Source organism: Variovorax sp. dw_308, from assembly GCF_019207085.1.
Classification (GTDB): domain Bacteria; phylum Pseudomonadota; class Gammaproteobacteria; order Burkholderiales; family Burkholderiaceae_C; genus Variovorax.
In genome coordinates this window covers 14,497-28,691 of the sequence record NZ_JAATOM010000012.1, presented here as the reverse complement: position 1 = coordinate 28,691, position 14,195 = coordinate 14,497, and the positions used below count along the sequence as shown (strand labels likewise).

Genomic DNA, 14,195 nt, shown 5'->3' with positions numbered 1-14,195 from the left:
CCGTTCCCGTGACCTCAAGCTCCACCAAATCCCTCGACATCCAGGCCCTCGATACGCTCACCGGCGGCGCCTTCACCGCGCCGACTTCGGGCGAACGCGCCCAGCGAATCCGCGACTGGCTGGCCGGGCAGCCCACCGCCGAGCAATTGCAGGATGTGTTCAAGGAACTCAGCGGCCGCGACAAGGGCGCGGCGCGCCCCGTGCGCGAGAAGCTCGACGAGATCCGTCGCGCCAAGGGGCAGGAAGTCATTGCTGCCGAATGGGCGCAGAAGGCCGAGGCGTTGCTGGCCCAGCCCAAGCTCAACATTGCCGACGCGCTCGCCTGGCAACGCGATGCGGCCAAGGCCGGCGCGCCGCTGTCGCGCGAGCCGCTGACCGGCTTCAAGGCCCGCCTGGCCGATCGCGTGAAGGGCATCGAGGACCTGCAGCACCGGGCGCAGGTGCATCGCGAGGCCGCCGTGCTGCTGGCGCAGCGCTTCGAGGTGCTGTCGACCAAGGGCTGGAAGGACGCGCAGGCGGCCGAGGAAGCGCTGCGCGGGGACGTCACGCATTGGCAGCAGCAGGCCGACGAGATCGCTACAGATGTCAACTGGACCAGCCTCGACGGCAAGTTCGCACCGCAGCTCGAAGCCTCGCGCGCCCAGTTGCTGAGCGTGTCCGACGCCTTCCATGCCGCGCTGGCCCAGGCCGTTGCCGCTGCCAACGATGCCGCCGCGGCCTTGCCGCCGGTGCCCGTGTGGGCTGACGAACTGCGTGCCGCGCGTGGTGAAGTGGTGGCGCCCAAGGCGGCGCCTGCCAAGCCGGCCCGGCCGCCGGTCGATCCGGCCGTGCGTGCCGCTGCGCAGGAAGCGGTGCAAGCCGCGCTTGCCAAGCTGGAACAGGAAACCGCCGAGGGCCATGGCAAGGGCAGCGCCGGCGCTGCCGCGGCATTGCGTGCGGTGTTGAAGGAGCACGGCAAGCTGGTCGAATCGGAACTGGAGTCGCGCGTCCATGCGGCGCTCGTCGCCGCCGGCGAACTCGAAGGCTGGCAACGCTGGAGCGCCGACAAGGTGCGCGAAGACCTCGTCGCCAAGGCCGAAGGCCTGCTCAAGCGCCCTGAGGGCCAGGCCCTGGGCGGGCGCAAGATGCAGGAGACCCTGCGTGCCCTGCGTGACCAGTGGAAGCAGTCCGACCAGGGCGGCGTGCCGAATCATGCGCTGTGGAAGCGTTTCGACGAAGCCTGCAACGAGGCGCACAAGGTGGTCGAGGCATGGCTGGAGAAGGTGCGTGCCGATGCGGCCGAGCACCGGGCGCAACGCCTCGCGCTGATCGAGGAAGTCAAGACGTGGGCGGCGGCGCATGCCGATGCGGCCGACCTCAAGGCGCACAACCGCGCCCTGCACCAGTTCGCAGACCGTTGGCGCGATGCCGGGCATGTGGGCGAGAAGGTGTTCGCCGAGTTGCAGCCGCAATGGAACGAGGCATTCGGCGCGGCCCGCGCGCCCTTCGAGTCGGCCCAGAAGTCGAGTGTCGAGCGGCGGCAGGCCATGATTGCCGAGGCCGTGGAACTCGGGGCCGCGCCGATGCTGCGCATCGACGCGGTCAAGGCACTGCAACAGCGTTGGCAAGCGGAAGCCCAGGGCGTTCCGCTCGACCGCCGCCAGGAGCAGAAGATGTGGGACGCCTTCCGCGCGCCGATCGACGAGGCCTTCAACCGCAAGACCGCCGAGCGCGAAAAGGTCTCGTCGGCGATGAGCGAGCACGATCGCAACGTGCTGCTGGCCTCGAAGGCGCTGGAAGCTGCCAATGCCACCGGCGATGCGCAGAAGATCCGCGTCGCGATGAACCAGCTCGAAGCCGCGATGCGTGGCGAGAAGGTACAGATCGTGGAAGCGCCGGCCAAGGCCGCGCCCGCAGCCACATCGCATCTCAACACGGCCGAGGCGGCCCCGCCCGCTCAAGCCGCGCAGGCAGCCGAAGCCGAATTCGCCGAGAGCGCGGGCCTGGCCCAGACCTCGGGCGAAGGCGATCAATCCGCCGCACCCACGACGGCTGCCGAGGCGCATGATCTCGTCGCGCCGGAGGGCAGTGCCGATGCTGCGGCCAGTGGAGACGCCGCTGGCGATGCGGCCCCCGCACCCGCTGCGCCTCCGGTGGCGGCGCCCAAGCCCGTGGTCGCGATGCGCCGTGCCGATGACCGTCCCGGCATGCGCAAGCCCGAACCGGCGATGGCAGGCCGTGGCGGCCGTCCTGGCGATCGCGGTGGCGACCGGCGTGACAGCCGCGGCGCCGGTGGACCTGGTGGCCGGCCGGACCGCGCTGGCGCGCCCGGAGGCGATCGCGGTGGCCGTTTCGGCGACCGTGGCGCGTCCCCTCGGTTCGAGGACCGGGGACCTCGGCTTGGCGATGCGGCTTTCCGCGCGCAACGGGATGCGGTCGAGCACGCCCAGGCGGCGCTGCGCAAGCTCGCCGCGCAGGCGCATGGCGAGGCCTTGACGCAACTGCTCGGCGCCTGGGAAAAGCGCGACGCCGCAGCGTTGCCTTCTGTGCAGGAACTCGGCCGGGCGGTCTCGCCGGCAGTGCGCGGTGCATGGTCGCAAGCCCTCGGATCGACGCCGGCGGGCAATCCGCAGGACGCGCTCCTGCGGCTCGAAATCGCAGCCGAAGTGCCGACACCCGCCGAGCATGTCGACGCGCGCCGCGCCATGCAGCTCCAGCTGCTGACCAAGCGCAATGAGCCGACGCCCGCGCAGACCTGGGGCCAGGATGCCGCCAGGGTGCTGGCCGGCAGCCATGACGCCTCCACCGCGCGTCGTTTGCAGAACGTGCTCAAGGCGCTGCTGAAGAGCTAGCGATGCCCCGCAGCCGCTACGGCTTCTTGCTGCCGGCGATCGTGCTGGCGGCAGGGCTGGGTGGCTGTGAGCTGATGGCGCCGAAGCAGGCCGGTGAGGCCGGTGCTCCTCCCTTGACGCCCGAGCAGCAGGCGGCCAGGGACGCATTGCCCGCGCCGGTGCGCAAGATCACGCCGCAGACGCCGGAGGTGCGTGCCTATCGCAAGACCGGCGCCCGGCACATCTACGCGGCCTACAAGACGCGGATCTACAAGGGCAAGATTCCGCCGCTGGTCTATGCGGTGGTCACGGTCGAGACGCACCTGGGCGCCAGCGGCGAAGTCGAGGCCGTGACCTTCATGCGGACGCCGGAACACGCGCCGGAGGTCAGTCTGGAGATTGCGGAGTTGATCAGGAAGGCCTCCCCGCTGCCTCCGCCACCGCAGACGGTCGGCGCGCACACCTACGTCGAGACTTGGCTCTGGGACAAGAGCGGCAGGTTCCAGCTCGACACGCTGACGCTGGGCCAGCGCAGCCGCTGAGTTGATTCGGGCGCTACCGCCGGGCGGGCCTGAAGAACTCGTCGAACAGCGCGAGCAGCGGTGCGAAGTCGGCGCCGAATCGAGGGCGATTCACGAAGTACGCCTCGCACGCCACCGCGAAGAATTCGCCGATGTTGACGGCGCCGTAGTCATCGAGCCACGGCCGTTCGGCGCCGAAGCGGTCGGCGAGGATTGTCTTTTCGCGGAAGTCCTCGTAGGCGGGCTTCAGCACCGCGAGCCATGCGGCGCGCGCTGCGTTCGGCGTTCGCGCGCCCGCAAATCCGGCGGGCAGCGGCGGGCAACCGTCCACCGCGCCGTCGCGCATGTCGATCTTGTGGGCGAACTCATGGATGACGACGTTGTAGCCGGTGCCGGCGGTGGCACCGCTGTCCAGCACGGCCTTCCAGCTCAGGGTCACCGGGCCGTTCTCCATGGCCTCGCCGGCGATCACCTCGTCGTATTCGTGCACCACTTGCGATGGGTCGGTGACGCGACGGCGCGCGACGACCTCGGTGGCATGCACCACGATGCCGACGAAATCGTCGTACCAGTCCAGGCCGCCCCGCAGGTGCAGCACCGGCAACACGGCCTGCGCGGCGATCGCCAGCGCAACCTCGTCGGTGATCTCGAAGCCCTTGGCGCCGTGGAAGCGCTTGTCGCGCAGGAACAGGGCCGAGAGTTCACGCAGGCGCGTTGCATCGGATGCCGCAAGCTCCGACAGGAACGGGTAGCGGTCGAGTGTCGCTTGCCAGGCCGCATCCGGAATCCGCGGCCCGGCGCGCAAGTTGCGCAACCAACTCAGCATCTAACGCAGGTCCACGCGCTGCGCGCCAGCGAGGGAGAGACACAGCACCTGGGCGCGGGGCGGATGCGCAGCCGCATCCCAATCGCTCAGCACGATGCGTCGCAGGCCGTCGCCGAGGTCGTGCTCCGCGGGGCGATGCGTGTGGCCGTGGATCAGCGTGCGGGCATCCGCGCGGCGCAGCCACGCGCGCGCCGCGTCGGCGTCGACATCGGCCCACACCATGCCGGGGCTGCGCTTGCGGTCTTCGCTCTGGTTGCGTACCGAGCGGGCCAGCGCACGCCGTTCTTCCAGGGGGCGCGCGAGCAGGGCCTGCTGCCACTCGGGCGATCGCACCTGCGCGCGGAACTGGAGGTACTCGTGGTCGTCGAGGCACAGCGCGTCGCCGTGACTCAGCAACCAGCGTTCGCCATGCAGCACAAGCACGGTCGGGTCGTCCAGCATCGTGACGCCGCTGCGGGCGGCGAAGTCCGCGCCCATCAGGAAGTCTCTATTGCCGTGCATCACGAAGATCGGACGGCGCTGGGCTGCATTGCGCAGCACCTCGACGCATTGCGCCTCGAAGCCGGGCACGGCGGCCACGTCGTCGCCAGGCCAGACCTCCAGCAGATCGCCAAGGATGAACACGGCGTCCGCTGGCGTGGTCTCGAAGTAGCCGCACCAGGCCTGGAAGGTGGCCGGCTCGTCGACGTGCAGGTGCAGGTCGGAAATCAAGGCGACGGTGCGCCACCCGGGCGGCGCAACGCATTCGGCAAAAGCCGCGTCATGGGTCGTCATGCGGGCCTTTGCAACATCGCTCGTCCGGCGGTTATTCGGCCTTGACGACGGCCTTCTCGATTACGACGTCGTCGAGCGGCACGTCGTCATGGAAGCCCTTGCGGCCGGTCTTCACGCCTTCGATCTTGTCGACGACGTCGCTGCCCGAGACGACCTTGCCGAACACGGCATAGCCCCAGCCCTGGGCCGAGGGTGCGGTGTGGTTCAGGAAGCCGTTGTTCGAGGCGTTGATGAAGAACTGCGCGGTGGCCGAGTGCGGTGCGTTGGTGCGCGCCATGGCGACGGTGTACTTGTCGTTCTTCAGGCCGTTGTTGGCTTCGTTCTCGATCTCGCCGGCGGTTGGCTTTTGTGTCATGCCGGGTTCGAAGCCGCCGCCCTGGACCATGAAGCCGGGAATGACGCGATGGAACACGGTGTTGTCATAGTGGCCCTTCTTGACGTAGGCCAGGAAGTTCTCGACCGACTTGGGTGCCTTGGCACTGTCGAGTTCGAGCGTGACGACGCCCATGTTCTTGATGTGGAGTTCGACTTGCGGGTTGCTCATGATGATGCGGTCCTTGGGTTACTTCGCCACGACGGTGGCGGACTGGATGGTGATGGGTTCGGCTGGCACGTCGGACATGCCGCCCTTGACACCGGTGCGCGCGGCGCGGATCTTGTCGACGACTTCCGTGCCGGAGACGACCTTGCCGAAGACGGTGTAGCCGTGGCCGTCGGGGCTGGGTGCGTTCAGCATCGCGTTGTCCTTCACGTTGATGAAGAACTGCGAGGTGGCCGAATTCGGGTCGCCGGTGCGGGCCATGGCGATGGTGTATTTGTCGTTCTTCAAGCCGTTGCTGGCTTCCAGTGGAATCGGCGCGCGCGTTGGCTTCTGCTTGAGGTCGGCCGTGAAGCCACCGCCCTGGATCATGAAGCCGTCGATCACGCGATGGAACACCGTGCCGTCGTAGTGCTTCTCGTTGACGTATTGCAGGAAGTTGGCCACGGTCTTCGGCGCCTTGGCCGGGTCGAGCTGGACCACGATGTCGCCCATCGAGGTGGCGAGCTTGACGCGGGGCGCGGCGTCTTGCGCCCACGCGGTGCCGGTCAACAGCACTGCGGTGCCAAGCGCCAATGCGGCGCGGCGGGTCAGGTGGGAAATGTTCAAGAGAGTCTCGCTTTCATGGCAGTGCCGCCGGCACCGCCGGAGCAGCGCCCATCGGCGGAGTTACTTGCGAATGCCTGGCTTGGTAACGGCCGGCACGGCTGGTGGCAATGTACCCGCGGCGCGCTCGCTGGCCGGCGTGAAGATCTGCCGGATCAGAGTGAGCTTGGGTGCAAGCCCGGCGTTGGCGGGTTCGAGTTGCTGGGCACGGGTGTAGGACTGTGCGGCGAGCCGGGCGTACACGTCGCCCAGGTTCTCATGCGCGGTGGCATAGGACGGGTTCAGCTTGACCGCCATTTCGAGTGCGGTGCGGGCCTTGTCGAATTCGCTTTGCGAAGCGTACAGGGCCGCCAGGTTGTTGTAGGGCTCGGGCAGTTCGGGGAAGTCCTGCGTGAGCTGGGTGAAGGCCACGGTCGCTTCGGGCACCTTGCCTTGCTCGCTGAGGATCACGCCGCGCAGGAAGCGCATTTGCGGATCACGCGGCTTGGCGACGATGTAGGTCTCGGCCTTGTTGAGGGCTTCGGCCTGCTTGCCCTGACGCAGCAGCAGGTTGACGTCGGCATACTCGTCCGCATGGGCCGCACCCAGCAGCAGTCCGAAGGCCAGGGCGGAGACAATGCGGGGGATGGTGTGCATGAGAGGAGGTGCGGCGTGCTTCATGAAGCCTCTGGAAAATGGGCGGATGAGGGCTCGACAAACACCCGAAAATGCCCGCCGCCGGCCGTTTATACTTGAAATGAATTGTAGCTGAGGGACCGTTCGGCAGCCCTTGCCGCTACAACCCCAACACCCCTGAAATCCACGGCCATTTGTCGGCGTTGCTTCAGCAATGCTCGAGCACCAGATGGCGGCCTTCCGAATTCCATGAGCCTGCGCATCTACAACACGCTCTCGCGTGAACTGGAGGAGTTTTCTCCACTGCAACCCGGCCGTGTGCGCATGTACGTCTGCGGCATGACGGTGTACGACCTGTGCCACATCGGCCATGCCCGCATGATGATGGCCTTCGACGTGGTGCAACGCTGGCTGCGCGCGAGCGGCTTCGACGTGACCTACGTGCGCAACATCACCGACATCGACGACAAGATCATCGCCCGCGCCCTGGCGCGCGGCATCACGATCCGCGCGTTGACCGAGGAAGTGGTGGCGGCCATGCACCAGGACATCGGTGCGCTCGGCATCGAGCCGCCCACCATCGAGCCGCGCGCCACCGAGTACGTGCCGCAGATGCTCGGCATCATCGAGAAGCTCGAGCAGAAGGGCCTGGCCTATCGCTCGACGAATGGCGACGTGAACTATGCGGTGCGCAAGTTCCCCGGCTACGGCAAGCTCTCGGGCAAGTCGCTCGACGAACTGCATGCGGGTGAGCGCGTGGCAGTGCTGGACGGCAAGGAGGATCCGCTGGACTTCGTGCTCTGGAAGTCCGCGAAGCCGACCGAGCCCGATGACGCGAAATGGGAAAGCCCCTATGGCATCGGCAGGCCGGGTTGGCACATCGAATGCTCGGCGATGAGCTGCGCCACGCTCGGCGAGACCTTCGACATCCACGGCGGCGGCGCGGACCTTCAGTTCCCGCACCACGAGAACGAGATCGCGCAGAGCGAGGGCGCCACCGGCAAGCCGCTCGCGCGCTTCTGGGTGCACAACGGCTTCGTGCGCGTGGACAACGAGAAGATGTCCAAGAGCCTGGGCAACTTCTTCACCATCCGCGAAGTGCTGCAGAAGTACGACGCGGAGAGCCTGCGCTTCTTCCTGGTGCGAACGCACTACCGCAGCGCGTTGAACTACAGCGATGCGCATCTGGACGATGCGCGCAACTCGCTCAAGCGGCTCTACACGGCACTGGATGGCGTGACGCCGGCAGACGTTGCAATCGACTGGTCGCAGCCTCATGCAGCGCGATTCAGGGCCGCGATGAACGAAGACTTTGGCACGCCGGAAGCGATCGCGGTGCTGTTCGACCTGGCCAGCGAAGTCAACCGTACGCGCTCGCTCGAATTGGCCGGCTTGCTCAAGGCGCTCGGCAGCACGCTGGGTGTCCTGCAGGGTGACCCACGGGCCTTCCTGCAGGCCGGCAGCGCGCTCGACGATGCGGCGATCCAGGTGTTGATCGCCGAGCGGGCAAGTGCCAAGTCGCAGAAGAATTTCGCAGAGGCCGATCGCATCCGCAAGCAGCTCCTGGAACAGGGCATCGTGCTGAAGGATTCACCCACCGGAACCACATGGGCTTCGGCGCAGTGAATTGAGGATCAGCGTGGCTCCTGTCAAAAAAGCAAGCGTCGAGATCTTCACGCCCGATTACTGGGAAGAGGCGTGCAAGCACCTGGGCAAGAAGGATCGCGTGATGAAGCGGCTCATCCCGCAATTCGGCGATGTGCGGCTCGAAACGCGTGGCGACGCCTTCACCACGCTGGCACGCAGCATCGTGGGCCAGCAGATATCGGTGAAGGCCGCGCAATCGGTGTGGGACAAGTTCGAGATGCTGCCGCGCAAGATGACGCCGGCGAACGTGCTGAAGCTCAAGGTCGACGACATGCGGGCCTGCGGACTGTCGGCGCGAAAGGTCGAGTACCTGGTCGACCTGGCGATCCATTTCGATACGCAAGCCGTGCATGTCAATGCGTGGAAACACATGGCGGACGAACTCATCATCGAAGAGCTCGTTGCGATCCGTGGCATCGGCCGTTGGACGGCTGAAATGTTCCTGATCTTTCACCTGATGCGGCCCAATGTGCTCCCGTTGGACGACGTTGGCCTCATCACCGGCATCAGCCAGAACTATTTTTCCGGCGACCCTGTCAGCCGCAGCGACGCACGCGAGGTTGCGGTCGCCTGGGCACCCTATTGCAGCGTCGCAACTTGGTATATTTGGCGCTCGCTCGACCCGGCACCGGTCGTGTACTGAACAACAAGGAGAAGACGTTGGCGAAACGAACCTTCCTCGATTTCGAGCAGCCGATTGCGGAACTCGAAAGCAAGATCGAAGAGCTGCGCTATGTGCAAACTGAATCGGCGGTCGACATCTCGGAAGAGATCGACCAGCTCGGCAAGAAGAGCCAGCAACTCACCAAGGATATCTACAGCGACCTGACGCCCTGGCAGATCACGAAGATCGCCCGGCATCCGGAACGCCCTTACACGCTCGACTACGTCAACGAGATCTTCACGGACTTCGTGGAGCTGCATGGCGACCGGCATTTCTCGGACGACCTGTCGATCGTGGGTGGACTCGCGCGCTTCAACGGCACGCCGTGCATGGTCCTCGGCCACCAGAAGGGGCGCGACACGAAGGAGCGCACTGCGCGCAACTTCGGCATGAGCAAGCCCGAGGGCTATCGCAAGGCGCTGCGCCTGATGAAGACGGCCGAGAAGTTCAAGCTGCCCGTCTTCACCTTCGTCGACACGCCGGGCGCCTATCCGGGCATCGATGCGGAAGAGCGCGGGCAGTCAGAGGCCATCGGCCGCAACATCTTCGAGATGGCGCAACTGGAGGTGCCGATCATCGTCACCATCATCGGCGAAGGCGGCTCGGGTGGCGCATTGGCGATCTCGGTGGGCGACCAGTTGCTGATGCTGCAGTACTCGATCTATTCGGTGATCAGCCCCGAAGGTTGCGCGTCGATTCTCTGGAAGACTTCCGAGAAGGCGAAGGAAGCCGCAGATGCGCTGGGCATCACGGCGCATCGGCTGAAGGCGCTGGGCCTGGTCGACAAGATCGTGAGCGAGCCGGTCGGCGGTTCGCATCGTGATCATCGGCAGATGGCTGCATTCCTGAAGCGTGCCCTGGGTGACGCCTTCCGCCAGGTCAGTGACTTGAAGGTCAAGGAACTGCTGGATCGCCGCTACGAACGCCTGCAGAGCTACGGCCGCTTCAACGACACCAAGGCCGACAAGTAGTCGACCCGCGCCGCCCGAGGGGCGGCGCCTGCAACTGGCCCTTTGCGCGGGCCGGGTGCGTCGCACAATTGCCCGATGAATTTCGATGAGGCCATCGCGGCTTTCGCGCCGTCGCTTCCGCTTGCCGTGGCCTACAGCGGTGGCGCCGATTCGACCGCGTTGCTCGTGGCTTGTGCTGCGCGCTGGCCGGGGCAGGTCGAGGCCTTTCACGTGCACCATGGGTTGCAGGTCGCGGCCGATGAGTTCGAGCGCCAATGTGCGGTCGTGTGCGAGCGGCTGGGAGTGACGCTGCGGGTGCATCGCGTCGATGCGCGACATGCGCCGGGCGAGAGCCCGGAAGACGCGGCACGACGTGCGCGCTACGCGTCGCTGGCCGCGCTGGCACGGGCCGAGGGCACGCGACCCGGTATCGGGTCGATCGCGCTCGGCCAGCATGCCGACGACCAGGTGGAAACCGTGCTGCTGGCACTGTCGCGCGGCGCAGGCGTGGCCGGGCTGGCCGCCATGCCCGAGGTGGCGCAGCGTGATGGCCTTGTGCTCCACCGACCCTTGCTTGGCGTGCCGGCCGCGGAGATCCGCGCATGGCTGAAGGCGCGCGACGTGCCATGGATCGAAGATCCGAGCAATGCGGACGCGCGCTTCACGCGCAACCGCATCCGGGCCGAGCTGCTGCCGGCACTCGATCGCGCGTTCCCGCAGTTTCGTTCGACCTTTGCCCGAAGCGCGCGGCACGCGGCGCAAGCGCATGCCCTGCTCGTCGAACTCGCGCAGCAGGACCTCGGGGCGATTGGCGCGCCGCCGGGCATCGACGCGTTGCGCCGGCTGTCGCGCGCCCGCCAGGCGAATGTCCTGCGCCATTGGTTGCTGCAGGCGCATGACTGCACGCCCAGCACGGCGCAACTCGAGGAACTGCTGGACCAGGTTCACGCTTGCACCACGCGCGGACACCGCTTGCACATCAAGATCGGCGCCGGCTTCGCGGAGCGGAGGGGGGCATTGCTCCATTGGTACAATCCCTCGCCCCCGACAGAGGCTTCGCGCTGATCGTCAAGGTGTACCGCTCCAGGGCAACCCCGGGCCGGTTTCATTTCTTTCCCATACTTCACCCATGGCATTGATCGTTCACAAATACGGCGGCACGTCGATGGGCTCGACCGAGCGCATCAGGAATGTCGCCAAGCGCGTTGCCAAGTGGGCACGCGCCGGCCACCAGATGGTGGTGGTTCCGAGCGCGATGAGCGGCGAGACCAACCGCCTGCTCGGCCTGGCCAAGGAACTCGCACCCGGCCGCACCAACGACGACTACAACCGCGAACTCGACATGCTCGCTTCGACTGGCGAGCAAGCCTCGTCGGCGCTGCTGGCAATCGCGTTGCAGGCCGAGGGCATGCCTTCGGTCAGCTATGCGGGCTGGCAGGTATCGGTGCGCACGGACAACTCCTACACCAAGGCGCGCATCGAGAGCATCGACGACGAGCGCGTGCGCGCCGACCTCGAGGCCGGCAAGGTGGTGGTCATCACCGGCTTCCAGGGCGTGGACGACGCGGGCAACATCACGACGCTCGGCCGTGGCGGCAGCGACACCTCGGCGGTGGCCATTGCCGCGGCGATGAAGGCGCACGAATGCCTGATCTACACCGATGTCGACGGGGTCTACACGACCGACCCGCGCGTCGAGCCCGACGCACGCCGCCTGACCACGGTGAGCTTCGAGGAGATGCTCGAGATGGCGAGCCTAGGCTCCAAAGTGCTGCAGATCCGCTCGGTGGAATTCGCCGGCAAGTACAAGGTGCCCCTGCGCGTGCTTTCGAGCTTCACGCCCTGGGACATCGACATCAACGAAGAAGCCAAGTCCGGCACGCTGATCACTTTCGAGGAAGACGAAAACATGGAACAAGCCGTCGTATCCGGCATCGCGTTCAACCGTGACGAGGCCAAGGTCTCGGTGCTGGGCGTGCCCGACAAGCCGGGCATCGCGTATCACATCCTGGGTGCGGTGGCCGATGCCAACATCGAGGTCGACGTGATCATCCAGAACCTGAGCAAGGACGGCAGGACCGACTTCAGCTTCACGGTGCATCGCAACGACTTTGCCAAGTGCATCGACCTGCTCAAGGAAAAGGTCCTGCCGACACTGGGCGCGGCCGAAGTGGTGGGCGACGCGAAGATCTGCAAGGTCAGCATCGTGGGCATCGGCATGCGCAGCCACGTGGGCGTGGCCAGCAAGATGTTCCGCGTGCTGAGCGAAGAGGGCATCAACATCCAGATGATTTCCACCAGCGAGATCAAGACCTCGGTCGTGATCGACGAGAAGTACATGGAACTCGCCGTGCGTGCGCTGCACAAGGCCTTTGACCTGGACCAGCCACCGGCGTAAAACCGTTGCCAAAGATGGCATAATCGATGGTTCCGGAACTGTGACCGAGTGGCCGAAGGTGCTCCCCTGCTAAGGGAGTATGGGGTGTAGAGCCTCATCGAGGGTTCGAATCCCTCCGGTTCCGCCAGGATTGGCTTCCAGATCACCTCACGGTGCATCAAAAAGCCCTTGAAAGCCCCGCCAGTCGGGGCTTTTTTGCGTCCGGTCGCTTCACATTGCGTTTTGACACAACACGCGGTTTGGGGGCAAATTCGGGGGAACAGGAGGCGTTTTGCCCCCGCAACCCCGGAGTTTTTCCCCCACCATGGCTCTCACCGACACCGCCTGCAAGAACGCCAAGTGCGCCCCTGACAAGCCCCGTACGCGCTTCGCGGACGCCGGCGGCCTCTACCTCGAGGTCGCAGCGACTGGGGGAAAGCATTGGTACTGGAAGTACCGATACGGGGGAAAGGAGAAGCGCCTTGCCTTGGGCGCCTATCCCGGCGTACCGCTTGCCAAGGCCCGGCGCGACCGCGACGATGCGCGCGACACGCTCAAGGCAGGCAGCGACCCGGTGCAGGCCAAGGCCACTCGAAAGTTGGCTGACCGCGTGAAGATGGAGAACAACTTCGAGGCGGTCGCGCGGGCATGGTTCGCCCACTGGAAGGGCCCGCGCTCTGTGCGGCACTCCGACTACGTTCTGCGCCGCCTGGAGGCCGACGTCTTCCCTGACCTCGGGAAGCAGCCCATCGCCAGCATCACCGCGCCGCAGCTGCTCGCCGTGGCCAAGAAGATCGAGAGCAGGGGAGCAGGGGACATCGCGAAGCGCGCATGGCAGACGTGCGGCCAGATCTTCCGCTATGCCGTGGCGCATGGCCTTGTCGAGCGCAACCCCGCCACCGACGTGAAGCCGGCGGACGCCCTCAAGCCTCGGGTGAAGAGCCACTATGCACGGCTGGAAGCGAAGGAGATGCCCGAGCTGCTCCGGAAGATCGAGGCCTACCCTGGCGCGCCTGCAACACGCCTGGCAATGAAGCTGATGGCGCTGACGTTCGTGCGCACCGGCGAACTGATCGCGGCGCACTGGGACGAGTTCGACCTGGAGGACGCGAAGGAATGGCGCGTGCCGGCCGAGCGCATGAAGATGAAGACCCCGCACATCGTTCCGCTTTCAACGCAGGCGATCGAAGTGCTGCAGGCGATCCACGAGCTGCGCGGGCTGAGCGGCCTCCTGTTCCCTGGCGAGAGGGACCACGACAAGCCGATGAGCAACAACACGATCCTGGGCGCGCTCAAGCGCATGGGTTACGCCGGCCGCATGACGGGCCACGGCTTCCGCGGTGTGGCGTCGACCATCCTGCACGAGCACGGCCATCGCCACGACATCATTGAGCTGCAGCTGGCCCACCAGGAGCGGGACAACGTCAGCGCGGCCTACAACTTCGCGACCTACCTGCCGCAGCGCCGCAAGATGATGCAGGAGTACGCCGACCACCTGGACCAGCTGCGCCGGGGCGCGAAGATCCTGCCCTTCAAGGCTGCGTGATGGCCAGCGAACTTGACGAACTCCGAGCACGGGTTGAAGTGCTGGAAGCTCAGCAGGCCATCGCCATCAGCTTTGTGCACTTCCTTTTGCAGGCGCTGACGCATCGGTACGATGAGAGCGACCGACCGGCGCTGCGCGCGGTTTTCGATGATCTGTTCGAACGCACGATCGCTGGCATCTTGGCCAGTGACAAGGGCTTCCCCGACATCAGCGTTCAGGCCGTCGAGGTCTTGCGTGAGCATATGTTCGGAAAACCCGCCGGCGGATCACCAACAGGGGCATGAAGCGGGGGCAAGCATTCGTGGCGCAGGCCATCTTTCC

At 66.1% G+C, this 14,195-nt stretch carries 14 protein-coding genes and 1 tRNA gene; 10 read left to right on the top strand and 5 right to left on the bottom strand.

The window, feature by feature from the left end:
* Window positions 1-8: 8 nt before the first annotated feature.
* Window positions 9-2,831: a DUF349 domain-containing protein gene (locus HCU76_RS21860; RefSeq protein WP_218510636.1), complete on the top strand. Its 2,823-nt coding sequence runs from the start codon at window positions 9-11 to the stop codon at window positions 2,829-2,831.
* Window positions 2,832-2,833: 2 nt separating this feature from the next.
* Window positions 2,834-3,352, top strand: a complete 519-nt coding sequence (locus tag HCU76_RS21855; protein ID WP_213954111.1) for a hypothetical protein — start codon at window positions 2,834-2,836, stop codon at window positions 3,350-3,352.
* Between the two features lie 13 nt (window positions 3,353-3,365).
* Here HCU76_RS21855 and HCU76_RS21850 read toward each other — a convergent pair whose 3' ends face one another.
* The 5 genes from HCU76_RS21850 to HCU76_RS21830 all read right to left on the bottom strand — a co-directional run bounded on the left by HCU76_RS21850 (window position 3,366) and on the right by HCU76_RS21830 (window position 6,711).
* Window positions 3,366-4,157, bottom strand: a complete 792-nt coding sequence (locus HCU76_RS21850; protein WP_213954112.1) for a zinc-dependent peptidase — start codon at window positions 4,155-4,157, stop codon at window positions 3,366-3,368.
* Complete coding sequence (locus HCU76_RS21845) at window positions 4,158-4,931, bottom strand: UDP-2,3-diacylglucosamine diphosphatase (RefSeq protein ID WP_218510635.1); 774 nt, start codon at window positions 4,929-4,931, stop codon at window positions 4,158-4,160. It lies immediately after the preceding gene.
* Between the two features lie 31 nt (window positions 4,932-4,962).
* Complete coding sequence (locus tag HCU76_RS21840; protein ID WP_213954114.1) at window positions 4,963-5,475, bottom strand: peptidylprolyl isomerase; 513 nt, start codon at window positions 5,473-5,475, stop codon at window positions 4,963-4,965.
* Between the two features lie 18 nt (window positions 5,476-5,493).
* On the bottom strand, window positions 5,494-6,063 hold the full coding sequence (locus HCU76_RS21835; RefSeq protein ID WP_371319883.1) for a peptidylprolyl isomerase: 570 nt from the start codon (window positions 6,061-6,063) through the stop codon (window positions 5,494-5,496).
* Window positions 6,064-6,138: 75 nt separating this feature from the next.
* Window positions 6,139-6,711 carry a tetratricopeptide repeat protein gene (locus HCU76_RS21830; RefSeq protein ID WP_218510633.1) on the bottom strand — a complete coding sequence of 191 codons (573 nt, stop codon included), beginning with the start codon at window positions 6,709-6,711 and terminating at the stop codon, window positions 6,139-6,141.
* A 228-nt stretch (window positions 6,712-6,939) separates the two neighbouring features.
* On the opposite strand from HCU76_RS21830, the gene cysS reads away from it, so the two are divergent.
* From cysS to HCU76_RS21790, 8 genes are all read left to right on the top strand, one after another.
* The gene (cysS, locus tag HCU76_RS21825; RefSeq protein ID WP_218510632.1) at window positions 6,940-8,316 is read left to right on the top strand and encodes a cysteine--tRNA ligase; all 1,377 of its coding nucleotides are present in this window, start codon (window positions 6,940-6,942) and stop codon (window positions 8,314-8,316) included.
* 13 nt (window positions 8,317-8,329) lie between these two features.
* The gene (locus HCU76_RS21820; RefSeq protein ID WP_213954117.1) at window positions 8,330-8,980 is read left to right on the top strand and encodes a DNA-3-methyladenine glycosylase 2 family protein; all 651 of its coding nucleotides are present in this window, start codon (window positions 8,330-8,332) and stop codon (window positions 8,978-8,980) included.
* A gap of 17 nt (window positions 8,981-8,997) precedes the next feature.
* Window positions 8,998-9,972, top strand: a complete 975-nt coding sequence (locus HCU76_RS21815; RefSeq protein WP_213954118.1) for an acetyl-CoA carboxylase carboxyltransferase subunit alpha — start codon at window positions 8,998-9,000, stop codon at window positions 9,970-9,972.
* Between the two features lie 75 nt (window positions 9,973-10,047).
* Window positions 10,048-11,016, top strand: a complete 969-nt coding sequence (gene tilS, locus HCU76_RS21810) for a tRNA lysidine(34) synthetase TilS (RefSeq protein WP_218510631.1) — start codon at window positions 10,048-10,050, stop codon at window positions 11,014-11,016.
* Between the two features lie 64 nt (window positions 11,017-11,080).
* Window positions 11,081-12,349 (top strand): aspartate kinase, encoded by a 1,269-nt coding sequence (locus HCU76_RS21805; RefSeq protein ID WP_213954120.1) that lies wholly within the window; start codon window positions 11,081-11,083, stop codon window positions 12,347-12,349.
* Window positions 12,350-12,383: 34 nt separating this feature from the next.
* Window positions 12,384-12,476 (top strand) — tRNA-Ser (locus tag HCU76_RS21800).
* 177 nt (window positions 12,477-12,653) lie between these two features.
* Entirely contained in the window at window positions 12,654-13,874 is a 1,221-nt protein-coding gene (locus tag HCU76_RS21795; protein ID WP_218510630.1) for an integrase arm-type DNA-binding domain-containing protein, read from the top strand.
* Window positions 13,874-14,158 (top strand): hypothetical protein, encoded by a 285-nt coding sequence (locus tag HCU76_RS21790; RefSeq protein ID WP_218510629.1) that lies wholly within the window; start codon window positions 13,874-13,876, stop codon window positions 14,156-14,158. The genes HCU76_RS21795 and HCU76_RS21790 overlap by 1 nt, the downstream gene beginning before the upstream one ends.
* The last annotated feature ends 37 nt before the right edge of the window (window positions 14,159-14,195 follow it).